The organism is Paenibacillus sp. FSL K6-2393 (genome assembly GCF_038002545.1).
Classification (GTDB): Bacteria; Bacillota; Bacilli; order Paenibacillales; family Paenibacillaceae; genus Paenibacillus.
Genome location: NZ_JBBOCU010000001.1, coordinates 3,599,985 through 3,626,958, shown reverse-complemented (window position 1 = coordinate 3,626,958; position 26,974 = coordinate 3,599,985). Strand labels below are relative to the sequence as shown.

Sequence of the window (26,974 nt, the reverse complement as noted above, 5' to 3'; positions counted from 1 at the left end):
AGTAAACGCAATAAAGGTGTGGCAAGATATCGTCATACCTAACTTTGTGAAATTTTTCGCAACTCTGCATTGAGCTTGGCCGAAGCTGATATTGAATGTTAAAAAAATGAACAGAGTTTGAAAGGAGGCAACACAAAGAATGGCTATTGATACGGTGTTATGGAGCAGGCTAGTGACTGGTTTGACGCTGGGATTCCACGTGATTTTTGCAACGCTGGGTGTCGGTGTACCTTTGATGATTGCTATTGCAGAGTTCATCGGCATTCGGAAGAAGGATCACCATTACATACTTATGGCAAAGAGGTGGTCACGAGGGTTTGTCATTTCTGTCGCGGTAGGTGTCGTGACAGGCACAGCGATATCACTGCAGTTGGCCTTGGTATGGCCGAATTTTATGAAGCTGGCTGGGAATGTCATTGCACTGCCACTATTTATGGAAGTGTTCGCATTCTTTTTTGAAGCGATATTCCTGGGCATTTATCTGTACACGTGGGATCGGTTCAAAAATCCGTATATCCACTGGTTGCTGACTATTCCGATTGTCGCCGGGGCAGGCATGTCTGCTGTTTTTATTACAACAGTGAACGGATTCATGAACCAGCCTGAAGGTTTTGTCATGGAAGCAGGTCAATTCATGGCAGTGAACCCCGTGCAAGCGATGTTGAATACGGCGACGTTCTCCAAAGTATTCCATGTATTAAGCTCGGCTTATCTGACAGGAGCTGCTCTGTTAGCCGGAATAGCAGCCTTTGCGATGCTGAGAAAAGGAGTGTCGGCCTACCACAAAAAAGGCTTGAATCTCATGATGGCCGTTGTGCTGGTATTCAGTTTATTAAATTCTTTAGCTGGAGATGTGTCTGCCAAGTTTTTGGCTGAGCATCAGCCGGAGAAGCTCGCAGCTGCCGAGTGGCATTTCGAGACGGAAAGCGGAGCGGATTTGATTTTTTTGGGATGGCTGAATGCAGAACATGAAATTATAGGCGCTCTTCATTTGCCGAAACTGCTCAGTTTCCTTGCCTTTGGAGACTTTAACGCCGAGGTTACCGGGCTGAATGAATTTCCACCAGATGAACACCCGCCCTTACTTGTGCATTATTTGTTTGATCTAATGGCTGGAATTGGATTTGCTCTACTTGCTATATCAAGTCTGTACTTCCTGTTTGTGTTTTGGAAGAAACGTAATCAGTTTAACAAGTGGATGCTTCGTATGGTTGCACTTAGTGCACCGCTTGCTTTTCTGGCTGTTGAAATGGGCTGGTTCTATGCAGAGATCGGGCGGCAGCCATGGATCATCCGAGGTTATATGCGAGTGGAAGAGGCTGCTACTTCTTCACCGAGTGTAAGAATTTTATTTTTCGTCTTCTTGCTTCTATACATCGTGCTCGGCGTCATCTGTGTTCTCGTATTGAGACGTCTGTTCAATAATAATCCTGCGGAGCTTGAGATGGAGAAATGGTTGGAACAGAAGCATGATCAATCAGCCAAGAAAGGGGATCAGGCCTGATGAGTTATGAATTGATTGGTATATCCGTACTCTGGCTGTTCTTGTACGGCTATCTTATTGTAGCTTCTATTGATTTTGGAGCAGGTTTCTTCGCCTTTTATGCACGCCTGACAAAGCAGGATCACCTGATTAATCGTCTGATCTCCCGTTATCTATCACCGGTCTGGGAGATCACCAATGTATTTTTTGTCTTTTTCTATATTGGCATCGTTGGATTCTTTCCGGATACTGCTTACTATTATGGCTCCGCGCTGCTTGTTCCGGGAAGTATTGCCGTCATTTTACTTGCTATTCGTGGGTCGTTCTATGCTTTCGAGAATTATGGTTCCAAAAATAACGTCGTATATCTGTTTTTATACGGGGCTACCGGGTTGCTTATTCCAGCGTCATTGTCAGTGGCACTGACCCTCTCAGAAGGTGGCTTTATTTTGAAGCAAGGGGATACCGTTTCCCTGGATTACTGGGCGCTGTTTACGAATCCATTATCGTGGAGCATCGTTGGTCTAGCCATCGTGTCCGTATTGTTCATTAGCGGATCATTTCTCACATTTTACGCTTCTCGCGCAGAGGACCATTCGGCATTGAAGCTGATGCGGAACTATGCTTTGTTCTGGAGCACACCGACCATTATTCTCGCGCTGACTGCATTTATATATTTGGGTCAACACAATGAGCGTCATTTTCAAAATATGATGGATTTATGGTGGCTGCTGGCGCTTTCCGTTGCGTTTTTCATGATTGCCATGTGGCTGTTATATAACGGACGGCGTTACGGTTTAGCTTTTATATGCATCATGCTGCAATTTTTCACAGCCTTTTTCGCTTACGGGATTGGGCAATATCCTTACATTCTGGATCCATTCATCACCATTCAGAGCAGCGCCACATCACCTGCAATGGGCTTTGCACTCGTCGTTGTGTTTATCGGTGGTCTGTGCCTGTTAATTCCTTCTCTGATTCTGGTCTTCAAATTGTTTCTGTTTGATGCGGATTATGTGAAAGGGAAAAAATAAAGGAGGAGCGTTCAATGAAGAGGAGAGCCAAATTCAATCTGATCTCGCAGCAAATGTCTTTACAACGAAAAAACAGGCTTCTCCTTGCGATCATTTCGCTGGCCCTTGGTGTAGCTATTGTAAGCCAGGCCACCTTGGTGGCTGAAGCAGTCCAGCGAATCTTTGTAGAGAAAGCTTCCTTTTCATCAGTGGTCCTGTTGCTTGTCCTATTACTGGTTGTTATGGCTGTACGCTCACTGTTGTCGTATGGTAATGGGAAAGTGGGCTTGCATATGGCAGCACGCGCCAAGACGAATATGCGAGCATCTGTGTTGCAGAACCTGACCCGCGCTTCCATGCCTTCAACCCTGAGTGGACAGACGGGAGGAAAGGTCAGTGTTGCTTTGGATGCTGTGGATGAAGCCGACAGTTATTTCAGTCAGTACATGCCGCGTATGATGGAAGCCGCGATGATCCCGATTCTGATTCTGGTTGTTACATTTACGCAGCACGCCAACACAGGCTGGATTATGCTGTTTACGGCACCGTTTATCCCGCTGTTCATGATCTTGGTTGGGCTCCAAACGAAGAACAAATCAGAAGAAAAATACGCGCAACTGGCTGAGTTTTCCGGTACATTTCTGGATTCACTTCAGGGACTGGTTACGTTAAAAATATTCGGACGGGCTAAACGTCAGCAACAGGAAATTGAACGCAGCAGTCTGGGGTATCGTGATGCTACCATGGGCATTTTGAAGATTGCATTTACAAATACGTTTATGCTGGAATCGATCGTGATGTTAAGCATTGGTATTGTCGCGCTTGAACTGGCTATTCAATTACTGGTTTTCAAATCGATGAGCTTCCACACGGCATTTCTCGTGTTGTTACTCGTCCCTGAGTTTTACAGTTTGTTGAAGAATACGGGAACGGCTTTTCACAGCGGGCGAACCAGCATGGGGGCCATTCGCAAGGTGGAACAAATGCTTGAAGAAACAAATATCAAGAGCACACAAACGGAGCCTGAAGATGGATCGGATCAAAGCGAATTAACCGATGTCGATGCAATTGCAAAGACGGAAGAGCTTCGTACAGCTCGTGCCGAGTTGATTCCAATGCCACCAACCATTGAACTGGACCATCTCCGATTCCAATACACCCCTGATTCCTTTGGACTTGAGACAGGACAGATCTCGATTGGACCGGGAGAACAGATCGCTATTGTAGGCAAAAGTGGATCAGGTAAAACCACGCTGCTCCATCTCATTGCTGGTTTGCTGAAACCAGATTCGGGAGCAGTTCTGGTTAACGGAAGCCAGCTTTTGCAACATGATGAGGCTGCATGGTTTGAACGTGTTAGCTACATTACACAGCATCCGTATATTTTTACAGGTACTTTTGCCGAAAATATCGCGATTGGCGCGGGTCGGAACGTCTCCAGAGTTGAAATTGAGCAGGCAGCAGAGGAAGCAGGACTTGCTGGCGTTGTTGCACAATTGGAGCAGGGGTTGGATACGTTTGTTGGTGAAGGTGGCCGGGGATTATCTGGTGGGGAAAAGCAAAGACTTGCTTTGGCACGTGCTTTTCTGAAGCGACCAGCTGTCATTTTGTTCGATGAACCCACCGTAGGACTGGATCTGCACACCGAGCGGGTATTGCAACAATCCATTGCGGCATTAGCCAAAACGGCAACGATGATTACGGTGGCGCACCGTTTATATACAATTCAACATGCAGACAACATTTTGTTTATGGACAATGGGGTGTTGGTGGATTCAGGACATCATGAAGCGCTTCTGGCGCGCCTGCCTCAATATGCGGAGATGGTGGATGTACAACGGAAAGGAGGGTTAGTATGAATGAGCTGACGATTCTGTCAAAAGCGATGATTCAGGAGCGCAAGGATATTCTGCTTTCGATATTGGGCGGATTTATCGCCGGCATAGCAGGTGTAGCTCTCTTTTCCGCGAGTGGTTACATGATATCGCAAACGGTATTTGCGCCACCGTTGTACACCTTAATTGTACTCACCTCCATGGTCAAACTGCTTGGTTTCCTTCGAGCGGCGAGCCGCTACGGAGAACGCTTGTATTCCCACAGGGCAACATTCTCCATGCTGAGCCGCTTGCGGACGTCCTTTTTTGCCAAACTGATCCCGGTAACGCCAGGTATATTGAACAAAAACAGAAGCGGGGATCTGCTTGCGCGGATCGTGGGTGATGTGGAAAGCTTGCAAAATTACTTTTTGCGGGTCGCGTATCCACCCATCATGGTCGTTATGGTGTTTTTGGCTACCATGCTGTTCACTTCGGCCTTTTCGATCTGGATTGCGTGTTTGTTAGTACTAGGTATGCTGATCACGGCATTTGTTGTACCAGGTATTGTCTTGTTAGGTCAGCGAAAAATACACGGACGTGTCCGCCAGCAACGTGCCTTGCTGTCCACGGAAGTAACCGAAGTATTGTATGGTTTCAGGGATTTGAAAGTATACGGCCAATTGGAACAGCGTGAGCAGCAGCTTCAGCGGGCTTCCGCTGCATTGGCAACGGAACAGAGGCAAGCCGCTTCGCACTTGCTGCGCGGGCAATCCATGCACGTTTTTGTGACGTATCTTGTTACATGGGGAGTGCTGGCACTGAGCGCCTTTTTAATTGTGAATGGAGCATTTGCCGGTGTATTTCTCGCCATGCTGATCCTGGCCACGCAGACCGTGTTCGAAGAAGCTGCGGCAATGGCTATATTACCTCTATATAAGCAGGACAGTGAACACGCCGCTCAGCGACTGGCGGAAACGGTGCCAAGCTCCGATGTGCAACCTGTACAGCCAAGCGGTGAAGTGTCAGCCGATCAGGCGGTTTCGATTGAACTATCCGGTGTTAACTTCCAATATGAAGGGGAATGGAGACCGGCGCTGAGGGAGCTCTCCCTGCAACTTGCAGCAGGCTCCAAAACAGCGATTGTCGGGCCGAGCGGGTCAGGTAAGTCAACAATTATCGATTTGTTACTCAAGCTGCGTATACCAACGTCTGGCGATATACGGTTAAACGATGTTCCGGTGAAGGAACTGAATGAAGAGAGCATTTGGCAAAGAGCGAATGTAGTGTTGCAGCAAAGTCATTTCTTCCGGGGAACCATCCGGGATAATCTGCTGCTGAATGGAGAAGAACATTCGGATGAACAAATATCGGCTGTGCTGGAGAAAGTGCAACTGCCGAATAAGTTGTTGACCGATATGGTGTATGAAAAAGGGGAGAACCTGTCAGATGGCGAGAAGCAGCGGCTGGCTCTGGCACGGGCGATGCTACGCAAAGGACGGTTATGGCTGCTGGACGAACCGACGTCCTCACTGGATTACGTCACAGAACAACGTGTGCTCCAGCATCTTTTTGCACAGGCCTCCGAAGATACACTTCTCCTGATCTGCCATCGGCTGACGGGATTGGAAGAGATGGATCGGATTGTGGTCATGGACCAAGGCATGATTGTGGAATCGGGTTCCTTCTCCGAGCTGATGGAGCAAAAAGGCTATTTTTATGAAATGAAACAAATTGAACGACAAATGATTGGAGACGCCGGGGCGTGAAAGGAATTTCAGTCTATTGAGTAGACAATGCTGTCGGTTGTCGTTAATGAAGAAAATTTCAATAAATCAATTTTTATAAATTTAACTAAACCCCAAAGGATGCAGTACATATACTCCTTGGGGTTTGTTTTGATATAATAGTTTTTTTATGTCTATGAAGGAGATGGATGATGGGAAAATATAAGTGGGATATTGTTTTTTATTTGGCCGTATTTTTAATTGTTGTGTACATGAAGATGAATGACCAATCTCTGTTTTGGATACTTGGGGTCGTTCTCACCGCTACTCTGATCATGTTTACCATTCGTATTTTTTATCCTCTTGGTTGGGAAACACGCATGGAGCGCGTGGAGGCTTTTCTACGCAGACAGGAGAATACCCCAAAGCTTTATATCTATTACGCTCTTGCAAACAGACTTGATGATGAATTGGAACACACAATAGAGCGCATCAGAAATGAGGACACGAATAAAAGGACACAAGCAGTATATAATGCAGCTTACGGCTCCTATCACAACGACTTGGTAGCTGTTCGTACTGCGGTGCAGAATATGCGTAGATCGGATTATCGTACATATTATGAAACGTATTTGCTTATGGAAGAAGGAAGAAGCGAGCAGGCGAGGGAACACTTGAAATCCATTAACAAGGTCTGGATGAGATCTTCGCTTCTTGCAGCGATCGAACTAAAAGCGGGACAACGCGAGACTGCGATTCAGCAATTACACGAAGCAATGCATGCTGTCAGAGGTGTCCATCGTTATATGATATTTAAGGAATTAGAGAGATACTAGGGCGTGTCTCAAAACTCGCTGAAGTGCATCTTTTATCGCCTTTTCGCCCCCTGCTGCGTCACTTTCCCTTGACGTGCCCCGGCACGCCTGCGGAAAACTTTCTGGCTTGGAACGAAAATTCGGCAAAATCTGCTTCCTTCGGAGTTTTCAGACACGCCCTAAACGTTGAACAAAAATCTTTCTTGGCATTATAGTACAACTGACACGGATAAAAGCTTGTTCCACATAGGAGCAGGCTTTTATCTTTAGTCTTGAAGGATAGGAAGGACAAGAGTATGAGAATCTTAAAGTCTTTTAGTCCCCTTTACATAACAACAGATGATTCAGCCGTTTTATTTTTCTTCGCAAGCGGCTTTTTCCTTAGTGTCCTATCATACAGATATGGCTTTCCTTGATATTCCCGTGCATGCTTTTGTTTCTGCTTTTTATGTATATCAACCTTGATCTCCAGATTGGCAACGTTATTCTGGAATTCAGAAGCAACTCGTTTGCACCATTTTAACCCACTTTCTTCAGATGCGCTGAAATGAACACGTAATAGATATCCGTTCACCGTTAATTCAAACTTGTATAAATTCATGATATGTATCCTTTCCATACGGTCATTTTATGCTACATCAAATACGATAATCTGATTATAACAGGAACATACGTTCTGTAAAAGTGATATTTATGATACCCGCAATGCAATAAGGTTCGCTAGACATCTTTGCAAGAGTTCGTTTAATGGTAAAATATCTAAAAATGGTTCATGTTGGGGGATATCATGTATAAACTGATGATCGTAGATGATGAATTGCTCATGCGGGTTGGAATTCGTTCCATGCTGAATTGGGAAGAGTACAATTTCTATGTTGTTGGTGAAGCGGGAAATGGGAAAGAGGCATTAAGCCTTGCGCTTGAAGTGATGCCTGATCTAATCATTACGGATATCAAGATGCCGATTATGGATGGGCTGCAGCTTATACAAGAGGCCTCCTGCGTACTGAAAACCTGTAAGTATGTCATCCTGAGTAATTTTGACGAATTTCATTATGTGAAAGAGGCACTAAAACTTGGTGCTTCAGATTATTTGATTAAAAGCGAGATCACCGAATCCTCCCTTATTGACCTCCTGAGCACTGTTGGACAGAAACTGCAAAGTGAACATGTTCACCCAACCAACACACCCTCTATAACACAGGACTATTCCAAGAGCCTAAGATATCTAAAGGATAGTTTCTTCCAAGATATTGTAAGCGGATTCATCAGTGAGGAAGATATCGTCACCAAAGCGGAAGAATTGCATTTTCGTATACGTTCGGACCAGTTGGTTGTCATGAAGTTCATCGTGAATTATTACGAGGATGCAAAGCGGAAATATGTAGAGAAGGGGGAAAAGCTGCTCCGATTTTCAATTCTTAATATTATGGAAGAGATCATTCCATCGAAGTGGGAGAAAGAGATTTTTGTTGAAAGTTCCTCTGAATATTGGGTGATCGTTAATGTACTTCCTGAGAGCCAATCTGTACACGCCGACTTGAATAAACTATGTAATAAATTGCTGTCTTCGATCAAGGATTTTATGAATCTGTCGCTCACGGCTGGGGTAAGTAGAATGACTTCCGGTTTCCTTCACATCAGGAAGGCCTGCCAAGAGGCGGAAATGGCTCTACAACAAGGTTTCTTCACAGGTAGCAACCAGGTATTGTATTACGAGCATATGGTTCAATCCCCAGATCGACATGAAGTTAAGGGGGCTTTGAGCCCGCAACAAGAACGAGATTTGTTGAAGTTGTGGGTAAGCAAAGACAACCAAAAGGCGGAAGAGTTCCTTGAAGGAATCCGATCCAATCTGGAACAGCTACGAGCAGATGAGAATAGCATTCGCAAGCAATATATCATGGTAATGGAAACGATACATTCCCATCTATCCCGAGCTACGGAAAGAGGTGCACCTTCTTTAACAGAGAAATCACCCTATGAAATTGTTCTAAAGGGGGAGTATTGGGAGGATATCCACCAAGATATGCTTGCTCATATTGCGTATTACTTCCATACCGATTCCCAAATCAAACAGGAAAGCACTTACACCGATCTCGCCACTGAATTGATCGACAAGTATTATGCGGAAGATATCTCACTGCAAAGTATCGCTAGCCAAATCAGTGTGAATCCGTCTTATCTCAGCCGCGTGTTCAAACAGGAACGAGGAGAGAACTTTATCACGTACTTGACCCGAGTTCGAATTGAACATGCGAAGGCGTATCTAATGAGCAGAGGAATGAAAGTGTATGAAATCGCAGAAAAGGTGGGCTACCATAATTACACGTACTTCAGTAAGATTTTCAAAAAATCGGTAGGTGTCACTCCGGAGGAATATCGAGAATTACAGCAGGGATGAATGTAATCGGTGAATAGAGGTGCAGCATATGAAGCATGTTCGGCCCTTCCGAATCAAGTACAAAATTATGGTGATCTGTATGACGGTCATTATCCTTCCGGTATTGGTGATGACAATCAATTCGTATTACTCCTCAGAGCGGTTGTTGGCACAGAACTATACAACGTTGCTAAACGATCTGGCCAAACAGACGAATATTCGCATTGACGAGTTCCTCAAGGAGATTGAGAAAATTTCGCTGCTAGCCAGCAATGGGCTTAGTGACAATCTGTCTGCGACTCATGAAGGGAGTTTTCCGATCCAGGATTTCCTGCGAGAGGGTGATGAACAACATGAGATTGCCGCATACAATATTCTGATGAATTACATCATGATGAAAGATCGCGTATTCTCCATTTACCTCTACAATATGAACGGGGGGCAAGACCTTTTTGTCAGTCCACATCAACCAATTGATCCAAACTTCAAAGTAGCAAACGAATTGTGGTTTAAAAAGTTCATGCATGATAAGGATCGAACCATTACCCTCACAACACGAATCGATGAGCAATTGGAGAATAAAATACTGGCAGTGTCACACGCTCGCAAAATTCATGATGTGACTAGTGGAAAACTGCTTGGCGTGATTGTTGTCAGCATTGATATCAAATTCATTGAAATCGTCAACCGAAACTTGCAGGAAGGACTGCGCTCCAGATTCATGATCGTTGATGAGGATGACAAAATCGTATACAACGTGAACGAACGATTAATCGGGACACTGTTCCGGGACAACGTTCGTCCGCCTGAATCACTAAATGTTGTGGTGACCAGTCCCCTTAGTCAGCAAAAATGGACAACTTACTTATATATGCCTTTGGATGAGCTGACTGCTGATGGCAAAATATTGGGCCGTAATCTGGTGACGCTTGCCATAGTCATTGTTCTTTTTGCTGCCGTCATATCCATCTTTTTATCTCACGTGATCACAACTCCCATTAAAAAACTGCTACGGAATATCGCTCTAGTCGAGAAAGGGCAGTTTGAACAAGTTGAACCTATTGGCTCCAGAGATGAGATTGGACATTTATCCATTCGATTTAACAGAATGTCACACGAATTGAAGCGAATGGTCGAGCGGATGCAGCAGGAAGAAATAGAGAAAGCCAAGGCCGAGATGCGTGCGCTCCATGACCAGATCAAGCCTCATTTTCTGTATAACACCCTTGGGTCGGTGAAATGGATTGCCTCGATGCAGCAGGCTGATAAAATCGTGGAAATGACCGATGCACTAATCTCGATGCTCCGCTATGCAACAAAATCCGATGGAACCCTCGTAACCATTCGTGAGGAACTCGATAATATAACGAATTACGTAACGATCCAGAATGTCAGGTACTATGATTGTATTCAGATGAGGTATGAGATTGAGGATAAAGTGTTGGATTATCACATGCCCAAAATGATCCTGCAGCCCATTGTGGAGAACGCGATTTTTCATGGTCTGGCCGAGCTTGAGGAAGACGGAATCATTACCATTCGGATTCAACTGCGGGTGGATACAGTTGTAATCGAAATCTGCGATAATGGCGTTGGTATGGATCATCATACGATGCAGAATCTATTGGAAGAGAAGCCCGGTGCAAGTACGGGAACGAATGGGATTGGATTGCATAATGTACAGCGGCGGATTCAACTCCATTTTGGGAAACCCTATGGAATACAGGTGGAGAGTAAAATAGGTGAAGGTACCATTTTCTCCATTCTGCTGCCTGCCATCATAGAAGCCAAATAGTCATTCATGCTTTCATTTAAGCATCTCATAATGCGGTACAACGATCATAAAAATAAGTTTAGATATAAACAAAGGGCTCGCAGTATGAACTGCAAGCCCTTTTGTTCACCCTTTGACGCTACCTAGCACCAAACCTTTGGTAAAATATTTTTGTAAAAACGGATACACGAGTAAAATCGGAATGGCACCCAAGAACATCTGAGCGGCGCGCCCCGTTCTGGCGTTCATCATGGACAACAGCTGCGTATAATCTGACCCAGATTTCAGCATGATTTGCTCAAAACTTTGCAGGAGGGTCTGGAGGTAGCTTTGCAATGGATAATTGTCTGGATTGTTCATATAGATAATGCCATCGAACCACGAATTCCAGTGGGCAACGATACTGAACAAACCAACCGTAGCGAGAGCGGGCTTGAGAAGTGGTAGTAGAATACGAAGCAATACCTGTACAGGCCCAGCACCATCGATAATTGCTGATTCTTCAATTTCCTCGGGCAGCCCCCGAATGAAATTCATGAGGATAATCATACTGAATACGGGGAGGGCCCCAGGCAGTATCAGAGACCAGATGGAATCGATTAGTCCCATTTTGACAACCACGAGATAGGTTGGAATTAGTCCTCCACTGAATAACATGGTTATTATGAAAAATCCCATATAGATATTACGCCCCATCAATTTTTGTTTGGATTTGGAGAGGGGATAAGCTGTGAGTACGATCAGAACCAGATTCACCAACGTTCCGATAACGGTTCGTTGAATGGCTACCCAGAGAGAGGAGAAAAATGATCCTCCAGTTAATGCAAATTCATAGGCTTTTGTCGTAAATTCCACAGGCCAGAACGTAACACTCCCCGCAGATACAGCCGCGCTGCTGCTGAATGAAACAGCCAGCAGGTTGATAAACGGCAGGATACATAGGAGAGAGATTAGAAGCAATATGGTGTAGTTTATGATAAGAAATACACGCCTGCTCATACTTTTATCATAGATCATAATGTGAGTTCCTCCTTCTTAGAAGATACGATAACCAGCCACTCTGTAAGCCAAGATATACGATACGGCAACCAGAACACTGGAAATGATCGATTTGAATAACCCGACAGCGGTACCAATTGAATACTGTGCCTGCTGAATTCCCAGACGGTAGACATAGGTATCAATAATATCACCGGTCTGATAGACAACAGGGGAGTAGAGATTATAGATCTGGTCAAAGCCAGCATTGAGTACGTTTCCAAGTGAAAGTACGGTCATTAAAACAATGGTTGGCATGAGGAGAGGCAACGTAATGTAGATGGTCTGCTTCCACCGTTTCGCTCCGTCGATCACCGCGGCCTCGTAAAGCCCCGGATCAATACTGGTCAAGGCTGCCAAATAAACAACCGTGCCAAACCCGAAACCTTTCCATATGTCACTGACAATCATCGTCCAAGGAAAAATAGAAGGTGTGCCAAGAAAGGAGATCGGTGCAATACCAAATACACTTAGAAATGTATTGATAATGCCGTCGGAGCTAAGGATATCCAGCATGATGCCGGCCATAATGACCCAAGAGAGGAAGTTCGGAATGTAGACAAGTGTTTGAAATGTACGTTTGATTCCACTGTGGAGTACCTCGTTAAGCAGTAATGCGAAAATTACGGGTACGATTATACCACCGATAATCTTAAAGACAGACATGTACAATGTATTCCAGATCGTTCTTACGAAGTTCGGCTGATTAAATATGTGGGTGAAATTATCCCATCCTACCCATGGCGAGTTAAAGCCGAGACCCGGATTGTACTTCTGAAATGCAATAATAAGTCCATAGAAAGGGATGTAACAAAAGATGAAGACCAAGACCAGGCTTGGAATCAACATGAGATGGTAAGGACTCTGCTGCTTCCATTTTCTCAACATTCATATTCCTCCGTTCATCGTACGCCAAATGTAATCGCTATCAAATAAAGGGGAGAGATCCCCTCATCCCCTCTTTGTGACAAACGAGATTATTTCTTCCCGTAGGCTTCATTAACTGCCAGGGTTGCATTATCGCCCCCGGCTGCGCGCCAATTCTGGACAATAACATCGAAATAATCGATACTTTCGCTACCCATAATGATCTTGGTGAAACCTTCGGTCAGGATATCATCCAAGGTTGTGCCGTAGCTTGAAAGTATTTCTGGCGTAACACCCCATAGGGCCGTCTTTGTATAGTTCTCGCTGTCCAGTACTTTCTTGGCAAGACCATACGCATTCTTTGGAGCCCCTTGTTGCAAATAATCACCAACTGCTCCTGGGGTTGCATTCTCCATGAATTCCACACTGTTGTTATATTTTTGCCACATACCCGACGTCGTGAGCCCACTGGTATCCTTGGATTGAAGGGCAGCGGAGACCGCCTCAAATTGCTCGTAATCGGAATTCGGATTAAGTACACGGAACGCTCCAACAACATGGGCAATATCGTTGTCCAGCAAGGCGGATAACGTTTCTGTGGATTCCTTGCCATTGCCTTCATCCACAATATAAGCATAGTCGTTCAAAATTTTGATCACTTCTTCAGGGCTCTTAAATCCCTTTTTCATGACGATATAATTGTTGTTGGCGAAGAAAATGGATTGTTTGGCTTCTTTCCCATCAACAGTAGGGATGATATAAGGGTAGAAGATGGCGTCCTTACCCAGATTGGATACCGTATCGACACCCGGATTATAACCCCACCACTGGTAATAAGGCTGCATGCCCACTTTGCCGGCTACAATGTCCGCGTTCATCGCATTAAAGTCTTTGATTGCAAATTCCGGATCAATGATGCCTCGCTTGTACCATTCTGACCACTCAGCCAGCGCATTTTTCATCTCAGGCTGCACGGAGCCGTACACGAGTTTTCCATTGCTATCCTCCATCCACATATCCGGATGCGCATTCCATGCAATGGCGAGCAGGTTGAGGTAATCCAACGATTGGTCTACCGCTATACCATAACCGCCATGCTTATCCATGAATTTTAATGCGATATTTTTGATGTCTTCCACAGATTTCGGATCTTGGACTCCCAATTCTTCTTTCCAGTCGTTCCGGATCCAGATGAAGTCTGGTTGTTCAATTAATCCCCAGTGCATCTGTGGTATCCCGTACAGCTTACCGTCCTTCTTTCCAGACTCGTAACTGTCTGCATCTGCTTCCATGTAACCTTTGAGACGATCTGAAGCGTGTTGATCAAAGACCTCGGAAAGGTCCATGACCATATCTGCTTCGACTAACTGTCTCAGTTGTGATGGATTAACTCTGAATACATCAGGAAGATCGTTCGATGCGATAGCCAAATTCAATTTGGTATCGTACTCATCGCTAACCCAGTCTGTTTTGACGTTGATATTAAACTTCTCTTTGTATCGCTTAATCCATACATTGTTGGTGATATCGTCGCCCTTTGGATATTTTGCAGAAGAGTATTCTGATGTTACGGTATGAATGGTTGTCGTCCCAGCCTCGTTGGAATCCGTGTCCGTCGTTGAACCTTTATCAGCACCGCTTCCATTGCTACAGGCTGCGAGTAATAAGGTTGACATGCACACAGACAAGACTAAGGCTTTCGTTTTCTTGTTCATTTCTTTTCCCCCTTATCAGTCATATTTCAATAACGCTTTCTTGAAAATATTCTAAACGAGAAAGGGGGAACGGGATATAAAGGTTATTGACGAGAAGCGGTATCTTTTTTTACTTTTGAGTCGTAGCGGAGAAAAGATAAATGAGCTTTGTGCACTTTTTTTACTTTGTACTCCTTCTTTTTTTACTCATGTCTCCAAAAATTGCTTTAAATGACGATCGATAACGATTGAATCCTCTTCGTTTGCTCCGATTCCAAAGCAGTGTCCCCACTTGGACTCTATAGGTTGATACACAGCGTTTGGCATATGCTGAGCATCATACGCACTATCTTCTGGTGTGAAGAACAAGTCACTTGATCCTGGCATAACGAGTGCAGGAGAAGTGATCTTGCTTAATGCCTGTTCGAAGTTGCCGTCATCTACGGGATTATCGCTAATGTCTCCATATATTCCTGTACGCAACATGGTAATCAAGTCGTTAGCATCGAAGGGAAGAAATACCTGATCCCAGTAATCTTCTACATAAGATTTCAAGGTGTCGTAACCCTCAGATTGGTACAATTTCTCCAAATAGTACGCCTGCGAGAACCCCCATGGAGCATAAGCTCTTCCCATCGCTGCGAGACCGGCAACCGGAGGGCGCTCATATCTACCATTTTCATAATTTGAATCTGCCTGTAACGCCGCGATCATTGCTTCGAATACCAACTGTGTATGCGGTCTGCTCTTTGCCGTTCCTCCGAAGGGGGCAATACGTTCGACCATCTCAGGATAACTGGTTGCCCATTGATAAACCTGCATGGCTCCCAGAGACCAGCCCACAACAAGTTTAATTTTGGAGATACCAAATTTTTGAGTGATGAGTTGATGTTGGGCGCGCACATTGTCATACATGGAGATGAGGGGAAAGTTGTCCTTATCGTATGGGGCAGGGGTATTACTTGGAGAGGACGATAATCCGTTACCCAACATATTGGGCACAACGATAAAATGACGACTGGGGTCCAGTGCCTTGTCTGTTCCAATTAACCATTCATTATCTGTGTGAATTCCAGCAAACCATGTTGGGACAACAATAACATTGTCCTTTGCCGCATTTAAGTTTCCATAGGTCTTGTAAGCGATAAAGGCTTGAGGGAGCTGTTGTCCCGATAGAAGTAATGTATCTCCAAGGTTATATGTTTCATAATTGTTCATAGATTGATTCTCCTTATAAAATAGTAATAACTTGATTTCACTCTACAATACGTCTATTATCAATTCAACGAAACGTTATCGAACATATCATTCATTTATTTTGAACTTAGGAGGTGCCTGATTCATGGAAATACGCCAGCTAAAAACCTTTTGGACACTTGCATCGACCTGCAGCTTTAGTCAAACTGCTGAATTATTGAGCTATGTACCCTCTACCATAACCATGCAAATCAAATCGCTGGAAGAAGAGCTTGGGGTGAAATTGCTGGATCGATTAGGCAAAAAGGTCGTGTTAACGGATGCTGGCCAACAGTTTCTGCCTTACGCCACTAAGATATTAAACGATGTAGAGGAAGCAAAGTGCATATCCAGTCAGCACGGAGAATTGGCGGGAACGGTTGTGATCGGAGCAGATGAAGTGCTGTGTGCATATCTTCTTCCAGCCTTGTTCAAACGCTTCCGAGCGGACTATCCTGGTGTGCGGTTATTGTTCCGCCCCCTGTCTGGGCAAGAGCTTAAATCGAGTCTGAGAGAAGGGCATGCCGATGTCGTTTTTGTATTGGATGAGCCTATGAATTCCAAAGACCTTCAGTCAGAGTTTTTAAAGGATGAGACCTTTCAAATGGTGGTTTCTCCCGATCATATGTTAGCATCGCGTTCCGCGTTGGTCATTGATGACTTCCACAAACAGCATTTTTTACTGACCGAAAAGAACTGTTCGTATCGCACTCATTTTGACCAATCCATAACGAAGAAAGGTGCGGATGCTCTGACAGAGCTGGAGTTTCATAGTGTAGAAGCCATTAAACAATGTGTTGTGGCTGGTCTAGGGATCGCTTTATTACCTGAAATGGCTTTGAAGAAAGAGTTGAGCGATGGGGAATTGGTTGCTCTGCCGTGGGATTTATCAGATGTATCTTTTTCTGCGCAAATGCTCTGGCATCGGGAAAAATGGATCTCTCCGTCTATGGCTGCTTTCATGGAGGTCGCCAAGAGTGAGTTGATTTGATTGTTCAGAATTTGTTTAGATGTATGTGTTAAAATATTCTTCATGGAGATCGAGGAGTTAAATGGAGTCAACCTTCAACAACATGATACAGATATATATGGGGGATTAGCAATGGAAAGAAAGATTAGAAATTCTGCAAAAGCATTGATCATTAAAGACGGGAGAATGCTTGCAATGAAGCAGGATGATAATGATGAAGTCATCTACATCCTGCCTGGTGGGAGCCAGAATGCAGGTGAAACCCTGACGGATGCTGTGAAGCGTGAAGTTGCGGAAGAAATCGGAATAGATGTAGAACCGTTATCACTCGAATTTGTCATTGAAGGGGTATACGGTGAAGCTCTTCATCGTGTAGATTTTGTTTTTTTATGCGAGTACATAGGTTTGATGGACCAAGATAGTTCTATTCTGCCAAGTGACGAAAATCAAGTGGAATATGAATGGCTCGAGATTAAAAATATAAACGAACTACCTTTATTTCCTTCAAAATTACGAAAGCAGATCATTAGATTGGTTGAGGGAGAAAAAACGGTTATGTATTTAGGAAATGAGGAAGATGACGACCTGAATAGTTAGATGTGTACACGTCGTAAACAAGCGGCCGTCTTGTATTTATAAAGGAAAGGCTATTTCAAAGGACATGATAGTCCAGTGAAATAGCCTTTTTACCGTTGAACAAAGTGTACAGAGCGATTCAAAAATGAACATCTATGGTAAGGGGTTAAATTAGGCCAGGAGTTATATATCTTGTTGCTTCACGCCTGCTGTCATATTTTTCTGACCCCATATTACCATGGATTCAATTAAAGGAACCAATTCCTTGCCTGATTCTGTGAGCGAATACTCCACTCTCGGTGGCACCTCGTTATATTGCTCCCGATGCACGATGCCGTAATGAATCAAATCCTTCAAACAGTTCGTTAACATCGTTCCGGTAATGCCAGGCAGTCTTCTTTTTAATTCATTGTAACGTATACAGTCATTTTCACTGAGGATTGCCAGGATCGGAAGATTCCACTTGCCTCCAATGACCTGAAATGCATAAGTCGCTGGACATAACTGATCGAAATTAAACTCGTATTTCACTTGATACCCTCCAATAGTATACTTTTTGATACTAAGTCAGAAAAAGAATTGTACTTGTTCAGAAGATTGTAGACATTATAATCAAACTAACACAAGAAAATCAATTCATAAGACAAGATAAAGGCGGGATACACGTGAGTAACGAATCTATGATGTGTGATCTGGAAACAGGCGTGTGTGGTGTGAGCGAAGAAGAGGCGATGCAAGAAATCAATCTGAATCACGTTGAGAAAAGGATAACTCTTTATTACGCAACAGATCCGATCTGCTCTCACTGCTGGGCGCTTGAGCCTGTGCTTCATCGGTTTATTGAGGAATACGGTCATTATTTTACGCTGCAAATTAAAATGGGTGGGCTACTGGCTAACTGGAATGGTTTCTCGGATGGCGCTAACGGGATTCAGAAACCTTCAGATGTTGCAGAGCATTGGAAGGAAGTGGGTGAACATTCACGCATGCCCATCGACGGTTCCTTATGGCACGATAATCCAATACTTTCTTCCTATCCGCCATCTCGCGTATTTAAGGTCATTCAGAGTACGCACCCTGGTAAAGAGCAGGACTTCTTAAGACGTGCGCGTGAAGCCGTGTTTGTATTTAATCGAAATATTGGAGAAGATGATGTGCTGACGGATATCGTCAATCAACTGGGTTTGAATGGAAAAGAAGTGGTTGAGGCGGCTGCAGAGCAATCTGTACAAGAGTTATTAGAGGAAGACTTTGAGAGTGTCGCTAGTTTGGGAGTTAGAGGTTTCCCATCAATTATCATTGTGAATGAAGAGAACCAAGGGTTGAAAATTGTCGGAGCGCGTTCTCTTGAAACATATGTGCAAGCACTTCAGCAGGTGCTGGATGTTGATCTGAAACCAAAACAGATAACTTCGTTGGAGCAGAAAATCAATGAGGGACACCTTCTTTTTTCTAGAGAAATGGAGGTCATGTACAATATCGAAAAGACTGATGTTGAATCATATGTGAAATCTGAATTGGCAGAGCACACATATCGTGTGGGTCATATTTTGAATGAGATGTATATTGAGCATATCTGAGGAAATAACAAGAAATTGAATTAGCACATTTTTACGGAAAGAGTATTATCAATATTGAGATGAGCCTTGATCCAGTGCGATTTAAATATTCGCAGGCTATATGGAGTGAATCTAACGGGCAGGTCACATATGTGGCTTGCCCGTTTTGTGTATCATTGAGTAATAAATAAGTTTAAACTAAACTTACTTTTGACCTAGACCAGAGCTGATACTAATAAGCACATCATAAGCTATAGGGAGACTTGATCACGAGACTTCAAACCATTCAAGTAAGGAGTGTTGGACCTCAGATGAGGAAAATTATTCAGTTTCCGTTGGTATGGATGTTTGCAGGAGCATTTATTTTGGTAGTGTTTGGCTCAATATTTAGCAGAATATTTATTGGTTCGGATGGCTTCATATCTATTGTGCTGGCACTGGCTGGAGGTGTTCTTTCCATCGCTATATACTGGCTTATCATGAGATTTCTAGCAGGTCAGCGCAATGTTGAAGAAATACATAGAAAAAGGGCAGGAACCGAGACCATTTTTGGTGCGTTTGTTGGACTGATTTTTATTGGGGTTTCTGTCGGTGTCATTGTTTTGCTTGGGGGATATACGTTCACATGGTCTACCGAACATTCCATCACGCCCATATTCGCTTTGGCGATTAGTGCGGCTATTGTAGAAGAGTTGGTGTTCCGTGGTTTGTTCCTGCAAGCGATGGAAAGACTGATCGGAAGCTGGATCGCGTTGGCCGTAACTTCGCTCTTTTTTGGTTTAGCCCATCTCGCTAACCCTGGAGCCACTATCTGGAGCTCTATTGCGATATTCATAGAGGCAGGTGTGTTACTGGGGGCAGGATTCCTGTGGCGGCGAAACCTGTGGTTTGTCATGGGACTCCATTTTGCCTGGAATGCGTTTGAGGGCATGTTAGGTATTCCAGTTTCGGGCATGGCATTGGACGGTTTATTTGAAGTTCAAATGACAGGTTCAACACTTCTGACTGGAGGAAGCTTCGGGCTTGAAGCCTCCATCGTACCGATGATCGTCAGTTTACTGATTGCAATCCCTATGCTGATTAACGCTTACAGGAACGGCAATATTATAAGTAAGAAGAGAAAATCTTCTAATTCACTTCATCCCCCCCCAATAATATGATTACATTCATTGTAATACCGCCTCGAAAATAGAAATCAAATCCAAAGCAGGTCAGCGATATGACTTGCTTTTTTTGTACATCTGCGAAAAAACTGATTTGAATTGAAAACGAGGCTTGACCTTGGGTCTGACCTAAGGTTTATGCTATGTACAGAAAGAACAGCGAAGGTGGAGATGACAGTGAATGCTGAAATTACAATTAGCGAATTGGCCAAGCTGATGCACGTATCGGTACATCAAATTCGTTATTTTGAGGAAAAGGGAGTGTTGCATCCAGCTTACACAGCTGATAATCAGTACCGAATGTATGGCATGGATGAAGTGTACAGGCTTGCCCATATTTTATTGCTGCGTAAGATGGGGCTGTCCGTTCAAGTGATCAAAGAATGTCTTACACGTCTGACTCCCGAAGAGATCACACTGCTCTTTCATCAGGCATTGACCGATACCGAAGCCGAGATTAAGAAACTTCAGGAGACCAAGCATTTTATGGAGAAGTTATTGGAGGAAAAAGCACATCTTGCAGATCCGGTGGAGACAGCATATAACATCATTCAGCGCGAAGCCACGCCGCTATCGCTATGGTTTGAGATGGAGGCTACTGCCACGCTGAATGCGCAGACACTTGTACAGCACAAAGGCAAGATCACCAATCTGTTTGAAGTAGATCTCCATTATGTCTACGATTCGTCCGGCCTCATAGGCATGTACACTCCCACTCAGGAAGGAATGCATCATCTGATGCTGCCAGCGGGTACGTATCTCTCCTGTCATCTTTTTGTGGAAAATGAAGAACAACTGGTTGCTCACATTCAGCATTTTTATGCTAACGCCGAAGAGGTGGGATATGTCTGTCAGGGGCCACTACTCATGGTGGAAAAATCGTATTTATCGTTGTTCACACCCGACAAGCTTCATTATGAATTACTGTCACAGATCACAACAGAACAGGAGGTTGCCTTATGACACATCTCGTTCAGATTGAACGCATCCAGCCTGATCGTTACAAAATAGCCAGCGAACTAATGGCTTATGGATTTGGACATAAATTCCAGAGGTCCACTTCAATGTCTTTGTCAGATCTGGCCACAGCCTTTGAGCAGATGCTGCATCATGTTCCCCAAGATACTGGAAATCTGCGCGTGGTCGCACGAGAAGACGATGTTATTGTGGGCACGATGTCGTTGAAGTGGAAGTCAGACTCTCATGAACAGATCGCTGGAAAGGTGAGAGCTTCCCAGGTGTGGTACGCTTGCAATCACATCGGCGCTTGGAGACGCCTTCTGATGTTAACGGGAATTCATTTGCTGAAACACGAACCTGTGACGCAGGAATGTTACATCGAGGATATCGTTGTGCATCCACAACATCAGAGCAAGGGAATCGGCAGACAATTACTCGCATGGGCGCAGCAATACATGCTGCAATCCCCGCAGATGTCGTATCTCAGTCTGCATGTGGCAAGTCACAACCTGAAAGCCATTCAGATGTACGAACGTCTGCAGTTTCACACACAAAACAGTACAAAAAGCTGGATGACCGGCATGCTTCTCGGTGAACAACAGTGGAATTATATGACCCGCAAAGGAGAATATCATGCTTCAACGTAAAAGAATCTGGATTTCACTACTCGTCTTCATTTTATTAATTGTTGGTACAGGAACGTACATTATTGTGCAACAGGACTACAGTATGGTCGAACAACACATCGAAATTCAAACCCCACAAGGCAAACTGACAGGCACACTGTCTCTGCCTGAGAACGAATCAGGCAAGTTGGGACTCGTGCTTTTCATCCATGGTGATGGTCCGATTGATTCGACACATAGTGATGGATATAAGCCATTGTGGGAGCGCCTTGCTTCCATAGGATACGCTTCGTTGTCGCTGGACAAACGCGGCATAGGTGGTTCCGAAGGCAACTGGCTGAATCAAAGCATCGATGATCGCGTAGTTGAAGCCGAGCAGGCTATCGCTTGGGCGAAAGAGCAACCGATGATTGATGCTTCCAAAATTGGTGTATGGGGAGCGAGTCAGGCGGGGTGGGTCATTCCCAAGCTTGCAGGCAAGGAAAATCTCGCATTTAGTATTCTTGTTTCTCCAGCGATCAATTGGCTGAGACAGGGAGAATACAACACACGGAGTCAAATGGCCCAGGATGGATTTTCGGCCAATGAGATACAAGCACAGGTGGATTACGATAACAAGATCAATGATGTGTTGAAACGTCATGGTTCTTATGAGGAATACATTAGGCTTGCACGTCAAGGTGAGGAGCAGATGATCAAGGATCGTTGGAACTTTGTGAGTAAAAACTTCACAGTGGATGCAACGGAGGATTTGCACAATTTCAAAACACCAGTCCTGCTATTGCTTGGAGAAGATGACGTCAATGTCGATATCAAGGATACCGAGCGTGCATATCGTCAGGAAGTCAAGCCGTCGTACTTGCTTCACAAGAAGATTTTTCAAAATACGGAGCATTCGATGCTTCCTACATCCATTGCAGGCTCGGAATGGAGAATAGGGCTGAGATTCCTGTTTGCTCCAAGAAGTATTACCACCGCTGGGTATATGGACGAGATTGAACAATTCCTGACCAAATTGGCGTTATAAAGAGAACAGGTTGAGCACCGATTTTATATTCAAGTCGCTATTATCGCGTTCTTTTATTCATTTCATTCGATGTTAAAGGTTTGGTTGGCGATGATATCGGTATTCCTTCCAATGGAACGACTGAAATTCTGTTCTCGCCGCATCCGATTCAATCGGAAGGAATATCTCTTACATGTCTTGAAGTCAGTATAATAAAATTCTGGAGGCGAACGAGATGCTGGAATTAGAGTTTACTACTATAGAGGAGTGGGATGAAGCAATGTGGGCACGGATGGAGCGGATCTATCATGAGGCCTTTCAAAGCGGTGCGAAGACAAAAGTGATTCTGCGCAGTATGCTGGACCGAGGGGTTGGTTATTTACACACGGGCGTGCATCAGGGAAAAGTGGTTGCAATGGCTGTTACTGGACTGGAGGGGAAGGCTGTGGACCGCATTCTGATCATTGACTACCTCGCAGTTGATCAGAAGCTGCGCGGGTTGGGCATAGGAACCTGGATGCTGGAGCAGCTCAGAGCCTGGGCATTAAGGGAACATGAGATCAAAGGGATAATTATCGAGGCGGAGTCCGGGACAACGGGGGCTCATCAGGAACGCATTCAGTTCTGGCAACGCAACGGATTCATCCTGACCTCCTATGTCCATCAATATAGAATGGTGCCAGAACCATATCAGGCAATGATGCTGCCACTGGACAGAAGAACGCATGTGCCTGATGATGGTGAGGCACTGTTTCGTTATATCAATGCTTTTCACAAGGTTGCTTACCGAAAGAGTTAGGCCCCTCAAACTATTTCACAATGAAGACGGGCAGATTGAACAGGCCAGGGAACACCTGCTTTTGATTAAAAAGCAATGGATGCGATATGCGCTGCTTGCAGAAATTGAACGCAGATTGGGTCATCGCGAGCGAGCAATTCAGTATGCTCAGGAAGCTGTGAATGCCTCGAACGACGTCGAGCGTTATATGCTGGTTAAAGAGTAGGAAAGATATAACGCCGCACCTGAACTTATCATACATACGTCACCGGATCACGATGAATGAAGATAGAATACATTTGAATCACACATTGTGGCTTGTGGAGAAACGATTTGGACTCAAAAAACAAAGCGAAGTCTGCACCGGCTAAATTACGTGCGACTGAATTAAATGAAATAATGAGAGAACGGAGCATATACGGAGGTTGAGGTAGGAGATGGCAAAGGTTCCACAAAGCAATTTTCCCATCAATAATTACTCCAATCTAAAAATTTCCAGCATTATCTCGTTGCTGTGTATTTCTATCCAATGAAGCGCTGGTCATTTTTCAATTTCGGCACACGGATGTACTATTCGCACAGGCAAGTCGTCCACCCATTGCGTAGACTGAAGTAGATCAAGTCAAGTGAGGTGAATTCCATGGCTAAAACCAGTGAAATACACGTCCGGGTGAAACGGCTCAAGGATCGCCCAGTCTGCGTGACTCTTCATAATGGCGAAACGTACGTCGGGTACATCTCTGGCGTTAACAGCGAAGGCGTACTGCTTACCGGGGGCGGAAAGCTTACTCAGGCCGCAATCACAGCACCCTCATCTGAAGGCAGTGCTCGCAAAACCAAACCTAAAGCAGGGGCTACGAGAAAAACAGCATCCTCTCGGAACCGTAAACGGGGGAACAGCACTCGTAAGTCGCAGGTGCGATCCCGGTCGATGTCTCGTTCAACGTCTAGGCAAGCCCAGGTATCATCTTTCATGCCTATGCTAGGTTCATTGTTAGGTGGCTTTGGCGGTGCAGGCTCGATTGGAGGTATGTTAGGCGGTGGTATGCGGTTGTTTGGCATGATCCAGAAATTTACACCTGTGGTCAAAATGGGGTATGGCATGATTAAGCAGATTCAGCCATTTATGGGGGCAGTTCAAGGATTGATGACTCCAGCAAGCCAAGCTGCGGCAGAAGCCGAAGGTGAAGAGGAAGCACAACAAGGTTAATACTTGAAATGAATTCGTGAAATAGAAAACAACCTTCGTTGCATTTGGGAAGGAAGGATTGCTAGTGTAATGGGTGATCTGATCTCTTTCTGTTCTGTTCCTTATCTTCTTCTCTGTTCTGTTTCAGCTTCTTCGCTAGATGCTTAACTGCAAGCTGCTCTCCGTACGGCAAACGGAGGGTGGCTTATTTCCTTATGCTGTATATGAGGTTCGAACCAGCTCGATTTCGCATGCTTGCTCAGTGCTAACGAACCTCAGAAACCTTATTCGGGTCAATATCATGCCATTAAAATTCTAACGAACATGACAAACCCTATTCGCTGCAAAATGTAAGATATAGTGTGAAAAAGGGGCTGATTCTGCAGCATAGCTTCTCCTGTTTTCGTTAAATTCGTTCGTTGCGAGGAATAAAAACTGAGGTTTCCAATACGCGCCAAACGTCTAACTTTGCAACTATGTAGTTGGGCCGACTACCCTCATGCAGCAAAAAGCACCGCGCGCAGGGAGCTGCACGCGGTGCGAAAAGAAATGCTGTATTGCAGAGTGGAAACCGATTCTATTCCGATGTTATTAAGCCTTTATGCCTGTTTGGTTTTGAGGCGAATCACGTTCCATGATGCTTTGTTCAAGACTGCTTGCACTTTACCCTGGTCAACCGTTGTATATCCGCCGTTGTGAGGAACAACGTTACGTGGGTTTTCTTTGGTATTAGTGGCTTTCAAGTCGTTGTTCTCCAGTACGATATGCTCCACAAATGTCGTTTCTCCGAAGGAACGCAGGTCCACATTCAGTTCCATTTGCTCATCCAGATGTCTATTCACCGCAAAGATTGTGATTGTGCCGTTCTCTTCATCATGCACACTGATTGCTTCGAGATAAGGCACATCTGTAAAGTCTTTGGAATCATATTTAGGTGAAGTTGTGATGGATCGCAACACCGTACCACGTCCGAAGTTGGATGCATGCATGAACGGGAAATAGGTCGTCTGGAACCAGATCGCTCCGTTGTTCTCGGTCATGATTGGTGCAATGGTGTTAATCAACTGAGCAAGGCAAGCCATTTTTACACGGTCGGCGTGCTTGAGTATGGTAATCAGATAACAGCCCACGGCTAGTGCATCTTCATGCGTGTATACATCTTCAAATTCAGGAGGAGCAATCTGCCAGCGTTCTTCCATACGGCTTGTGCCAATGGATTTCCAGACATTCCATTCATCCAGGGACAGCATCAATTTTTTCTTACTGCGTTTTTTGGCTTGTACAAAATCACAGATCGAAGCAACACTATCAATAAATTGATCCAAATCCAGCGATGTCGCCAGGAAGTCATACGTGTTGTCTTTGTTGTTGTTGTAATACTGATGCAGGGACAAGTAGTCCACATTTTCATAGGTGAGATCCAGCACGGTTGCTTCCCAATCTGCAAATGTACTCATGTCACGGCTGGAACTGCCGCAGGCCACAAGCTCGATATCCGGGTCTACCCATTTCATCGCTTTAGCGGTCTCATTGGCAATACGTCCATATTCATGTGCGGTCATCGCACCAATCTGCCAAGGGCCATCCATTTCGTTGCCTAGACACCACGTTTTGAATTTATGCGGCTCCTTGTAACCATGAGAAATACGCAGATCACTCCAGTATGTGCCAGATGGGTGGTTGGTGTATTCGACCAGGTTTCTGGCCGCATCAATGCCGCGAGTACCCAGATTTACAGCCATCATGACTTCGGTTCCAACCAGTTTGGCCCAATCTGCAAATTCGTTTGTTCCTACCGCATTTGTTTCAATCGTCCACCATGCCAGTTCAAGTCTGCGTTTACGCTCCGCTACCGGACCGACGCCGTCCTCCCAATTGTAACCGGATACGAAATTGCCGCCCGGATACCGAACGATGGGTACGTTCAGAGCCTTGATCGCTTCAATGGCGTCCTGACGGAAACCTTGAGCATCTGCCGTGGGATGACCTGGATCATAAATACCGCCGTATACGGCCCGTCCCAGATGTTCTATAAATGAACCATAGACACGTGGATCTACTTCAGCAATCTGAAAGTCTTTATCAATAAGCATTTTGGATGTAAGCAATGGGAAAACCTCCATAGAATTAATTTTAGGTGTGTAATAAACTTTATTTCGAGATGAGTTCGCATAAAAGCAAAATCAACGGATTGATTTATTATCTAATGTGTATCATAATGCTATTATATTGAGCAAGTTCATTTCGCAGGGTTCGCTAAAAAACGAATCCTAAATCAATAATATATTGAATTCTATAGAGAT

The 26,974-nt window shown here is 44.6% G+C and carries 24 protein-coding genes; 17 read left to right on the top strand and 7 right to left on the bottom strand.

Annotated features, from left to right (window positions below; all coding sequences use genetic code 11):
* Positions 1-139: 139 nt before the first annotated feature.
* The 5 genes from MHI14_RS16010 (at position 140) to MHI14_RS15990 (ending at position 6,873) form a co-directional block, all read left to right on the top strand.
* Positions 140-1,504: a cytochrome ubiquinol oxidase subunit I gene (locus MHI14_RS16010; RefSeq protein WP_339309453.1), complete on the top strand. Its 1,365-nt coding sequence runs from the start codon at positions 140-142 to the stop codon at positions 1,502-1,504.
* Positions 1,504-2,517: a cytochrome d ubiquinol oxidase subunit II gene (locus MHI14_RS16005; protein WP_339309454.1), complete on the top strand. Its 1,014-nt coding sequence runs from the start codon at positions 1,504-1,506 to the stop codon at positions 2,515-2,517. The genes MHI14_RS16010 and MHI14_RS16005 overlap by 1 nt, the downstream gene beginning before the upstream one ends.
* Positions 2,518-2,531: 14 nt before the next feature.
* A complete protein-coding gene (cydD, locus tag MHI14_RS16000; protein WP_339309455.1) occupies positions 2,532-4,355 on the top strand; it encodes a thiol reductant ABC exporter subunit CydD in 1,824 nt (607 codons plus the stop codon).
* Complete coding sequence (cydC, locus tag MHI14_RS15995; protein WP_133384798.1) at positions 4,352-6,079, top strand: thiol reductant ABC exporter subunit CydC; 1,728 nt, start codon at positions 4,352-4,354, stop codon at positions 6,077-6,079. The genes cydD and cydC overlap by 4 nt, the downstream gene beginning before the upstream one ends.
* Positions 6,080-6,249: 170 nt before the next feature.
* Positions 6,250-6,873, top strand: coding sequence for a hypothetical protein (locus tag MHI14_RS15990; protein WP_091030402.1), 624 nt, complete (start codon positions 6,250-6,252; stop codon positions 6,871-6,873).
* A 304-nt stretch (positions 6,874-7,177) separates the two neighbouring features.
* Here MHI14_RS15990 and MHI14_RS15985 read toward each other — a convergent pair whose 3' ends face one another.
* On the bottom strand, positions 7,178-7,453 hold the full coding sequence (locus MHI14_RS15985; protein WP_133384799.1) for a hypothetical protein: 276 nt from the start codon (positions 7,451-7,453) through the stop codon (positions 7,178-7,180).
* A 186-nt stretch (positions 7,454-7,639) separates the two neighbouring features.
* Here MHI14_RS15985 and MHI14_RS15980 point away from each other — a divergent pair, with 186 nt between their 5' ends.
* A complete protein-coding gene (locus MHI14_RS15980) occupies positions 7,640-9,256 on the top strand; it encodes a helix-turn-helix domain-containing protein (RefSeq protein ID WP_165980173.1) in 1,617 nt (538 codons plus the stop codon).
* A gap of 28 nt (positions 9,257-9,284) precedes the next feature.
* Positions 9,285-11,030 (top strand): cache domain-containing sensor histidine kinase, encoded by a 1,746-nt coding sequence (locus tag MHI14_RS15975; protein ID WP_133384801.1) that lies wholly within the window; start codon positions 9,285-9,287, stop codon positions 11,028-11,030.
* 105 nt (positions 11,031-11,135) lie between these two features.
* Here MHI14_RS15975 and MHI14_RS15970 read toward each other — a convergent pair whose 3' ends face one another.
* From MHI14_RS15970 to MHI14_RS15955, 4 genes are all read right to left on the bottom strand, one after another.
* Complete coding sequence (locus MHI14_RS15970; RefSeq protein WP_036615762.1) at positions 11,136-12,026, bottom strand: carbohydrate ABC transporter permease; 891 nt, start codon at positions 12,024-12,026, stop codon at positions 11,136-11,138.
* Between the two features lie 18 nt (positions 12,027-12,044).
* Positions 12,045-12,935, bottom strand: a complete 891-nt coding sequence (locus MHI14_RS15965; protein WP_036615758.1) for an ABC transporter permease — start codon at positions 12,933-12,935, stop codon at positions 12,045-12,047.
* 89 nt (positions 12,936-13,024) lie between these two features.
* A complete protein-coding gene (locus MHI14_RS15960) occupies positions 13,025-14,629 on the bottom strand; it encodes an extracellular solute-binding protein (protein WP_133384802.1) in 1,605 nt (534 codons plus the stop codon).
* 186 nt (positions 14,630-14,815) lie between these two features.
* Positions 14,816-15,826, bottom strand: coding sequence for an alpha/beta fold hydrolase (locus MHI14_RS15955; protein WP_091030390.1), 1,011 nt, complete (start codon positions 15,824-15,826; stop codon positions 14,816-14,818).
* A gap of 124 nt (positions 15,827-15,950) precedes the next feature.
* On the opposite strand from MHI14_RS15955, the gene MHI14_RS15950 reads away from it, so the two are divergent.
* Positions 15,951-16,835 (top strand): LysR family transcriptional regulator, encoded by an 885-nt coding sequence (locus tag MHI14_RS15950; RefSeq protein WP_133384803.1) that lies wholly within the window; start codon positions 15,951-15,953, stop codon positions 16,833-16,835.
* A gap of 111 nt (positions 16,836-16,946) precedes the next feature.
* Entirely contained in the window at positions 16,947-17,411 is a 465-nt protein-coding gene (locus tag MHI14_RS15945; RefSeq protein ID WP_165980276.1) for an NUDIX domain-containing protein, read from the top strand.
* A gap of 162 nt (positions 17,412-17,573) precedes the next feature.
* Here MHI14_RS15945 and MHI14_RS15940 read toward each other — a convergent pair whose 3' ends face one another.
* Positions 17,574-17,921 carry a winged helix-turn-helix transcriptional regulator gene (locus MHI14_RS15940; protein ID WP_036615751.1) on the bottom strand — a complete coding sequence of 116 codons (348 nt, stop codon included), beginning with the start codon at positions 17,919-17,921 and terminating at the stop codon, positions 17,574-17,576.
* Positions 17,922-18,055: 134 nt separating this feature from the next.
* Here MHI14_RS15940 and MHI14_RS15935 point away from each other — a divergent pair, with 134 nt between their 5' ends.
* The 8 genes from MHI14_RS15935 to MHI14_RS15900 all read left to right on the top strand — a co-directional run bounded on the left by MHI14_RS15935 (position 18,056) and on the right by MHI14_RS15900 (position 24,692).
* The gene (locus MHI14_RS15935) at positions 18,056-18,970 is read left to right on the top strand and encodes a DsbA family oxidoreductase (RefSeq protein WP_133384805.1); all 915 of its coding nucleotides are present in this window, start codon (positions 18,056-18,058) and stop codon (positions 18,968-18,970) included.
* 290 nt (positions 18,971-19,260) lie between these two features.
* Positions 19,261-20,109, top strand: a complete 849-nt coding sequence (locus tag MHI14_RS15930; RefSeq protein WP_341130751.1) for a CPBP family intramembrane glutamic endopeptidase — start codon at positions 19,261-19,263, stop codon at positions 20,107-20,109.
* Between the two features lie 141 nt (positions 20,110-20,250).
* Positions 20,251-21,075 (top strand): helix-turn-helix domain-containing protein, encoded by an 825-nt coding sequence (locus MHI14_RS15925; RefSeq protein ID WP_341130750.1) that lies wholly within the window; start codon positions 20,251-20,253, stop codon positions 21,073-21,075.
* On the top strand, positions 21,072-21,719 hold the full coding sequence (locus tag MHI14_RS15920) for a GNAT family N-acetyltransferase (protein WP_133384807.1): 648 nt from the start codon (positions 21,072-21,074) through the stop codon (positions 21,717-21,719). The genes MHI14_RS15925 and MHI14_RS15920 overlap by 4 nt, the downstream gene beginning before the upstream one ends.
* A complete protein-coding gene (locus MHI14_RS15915; protein ID WP_133384808.1) occupies positions 21,706-22,725 on the top strand; it encodes an alpha/beta hydrolase family protein in 1,020 nt (339 codons plus the stop codon). The genes MHI14_RS15920 and MHI14_RS15915 overlap by 14 nt, the downstream gene beginning before the upstream one ends.
* A gap of 214 nt (positions 22,726-22,939) precedes the next feature.
* On the top strand, positions 22,940-23,503 hold the full coding sequence (locus MHI14_RS15910) for a GNAT family N-acetyltransferase (RefSeq protein ID WP_341130749.1): 564 nt from the start codon (positions 22,940-22,942) through the stop codon (positions 23,501-23,503).
* A 61-nt stretch (positions 23,504-23,564) separates the two neighbouring features.
* Entirely contained in the window at positions 23,565-23,708 is a 144-nt protein-coding gene (locus MHI14_RS15905; RefSeq protein WP_341130748.1) for a hypothetical protein, read from the top strand.
* Positions 23,709-24,122: 414 nt separating this feature from the next.
* Positions 24,123-24,692, top strand: a complete 570-nt coding sequence (locus MHI14_RS15900; protein ID WP_091030364.1) for a hypothetical protein — start codon at positions 24,123-24,125, stop codon at positions 24,690-24,692.
* 578 nt (positions 24,693-25,270) lie between these two features.
* On the opposite strand, the gene arfA is transcribed toward MHI14_RS15900, so the two are convergent.
* A complete protein-coding gene (gene arfA / locus MHI14_RS15895) occupies positions 25,271-26,764 on the bottom strand; it encodes an arabinosylfuranosidase ArfA (protein ID WP_165980277.1) in 1,494 nt (497 codons plus the stop codon).
* Between the last annotated feature and the right edge of the window lie 210 nt (positions 26,765-26,974).

Excerpts from the sequence above, each read along its gene's own strand:
- MHI14_RS16010 (WP_339309453.1), top strand. The coding sequence starts at position 140 with ATGGCTATTGATACGGTGTTATGGAGCAGGCTAGTGACTGGTTTGACG.
- MHI14_RS16005 (WP_339309454.1), top strand. The coding sequence starts at position 1,504 with ATGAGTTATGAATTGATTGGTATATCCGTACTCTGGCTGTTCTTGTAC.
- cydD (WP_339309455.1), top strand. The coding sequence starts at position 2,532 with ATGAAGAGGAGAGCCAAATTCAATCTGATCTCGCAGCAAATGTCTTTA.
- cydC (WP_133384798.1), top strand. The coding sequence starts at position 4,352 with ATGAATGAGCTGACGATTCTGTCAAAAGCGATGATTCAGGAGCGCAAG.
- MHI14_RS15990 (WP_091030402.1), top strand. The coding sequence starts at position 6,250 with ATGGGAAAATATAAGTGGGATATTGTTTTTTATTTGGCCGTATTTTTA.
- MHI14_RS15985 (WP_133384799.1), bottom strand. The coding sequence starts at position 7,453 with ATGAATTTATACAAGTTTGAATTAACGGTGAACGGATATCTATTACGT.
- MHI14_RS15980 (WP_165980173.1), top strand. The coding sequence starts at position 7,640 with ATGTATAAACTGATGATCGTAGATGATGAATTGCTCATGCGGGTTGGA.
- MHI14_RS15975 (WP_133384801.1), top strand. The coding sequence starts at position 9,285 with ATGAAGCATGTTCGGCCCTTCCGAATCAAGTACAAAATTATGGTGATC.
- MHI14_RS15970 (WP_036615762.1), bottom strand. The coding sequence starts at position 12,026 with ATGATCTATGATAAAAGTATGAGCAGGCGTGTATTTCTTATCATAAAC.
- MHI14_RS15965 (WP_036615758.1), bottom strand. The coding sequence starts at position 12,935 with ATGTTGAGAAAATGGAAGCAGCAGAGTCCTTACCATCTCATGTTGATT.
- MHI14_RS15960 (WP_133384802.1), bottom strand. The coding sequence starts at position 14,629 with ATGAACAAGAAAACGAAAGCCTTAGTCTTGTCTGTGTGCATGTCAACC.
- MHI14_RS15955 (WP_091030390.1), bottom strand. The coding sequence starts at position 15,826 with ATGAACAATTATGAAACATATAACCTTGGAGATACATTACTTCTATCG.
- MHI14_RS15950 (WP_133384803.1), top strand. The coding sequence starts at position 15,951 with ATGGAAATACGCCAGCTAAAAACCTTTTGGACACTTGCATCGACCTGC.
- MHI14_RS15945 (WP_165980276.1), top strand. The coding sequence starts at position 16,947 with ATGGAAAGAAAGATTAGAAATTCTGCAAAAGCATTGATCATTAAAGAC.
- MHI14_RS15930 (WP_341130751.1), top strand. The coding sequence starts at position 19,261 with ATGAGGAAAATTATTCAGTTTCCGTTGGTATGGATGTTTGCAGGAGCA.
- MHI14_RS15925 (WP_341130750.1), top strand. The coding sequence starts at position 20,251 with ATGCTATGTACAGAAAGAACAGCGAAGGTGGAGATGACAGTGAATGCT.
- MHI14_RS15920 (WP_133384807.1), top strand. The coding sequence starts at position 21,072 with ATGACACATCTCGTTCAGATTGAACGCATCCAGCCTGATCGTTACAAA.
- MHI14_RS15915 (WP_133384808.1), top strand. The coding sequence starts at position 21,706 with ATGCTTCAACGTAAAAGAATCTGGATTTCACTACTCGTCTTCATTTTA.
- MHI14_RS15910 (WP_341130749.1), top strand. The coding sequence starts at position 22,940 with ATGCTGGAATTAGAGTTTACTACTATAGAGGAGTGGGATGAAGCAATG.
- MHI14_RS15900 (WP_091030364.1), top strand. The coding sequence starts at position 24,123 with ATGGCTAAAACCAGTGAAATACACGTCCGGGTGAAACGGCTCAAGGAT.
- arfA (WP_165980277.1), bottom strand. The coding sequence starts at position 26,764 with ATGCTTATTGATAAAGACTTTCAGATTGCTGAAGTAGATCCACGTGTC.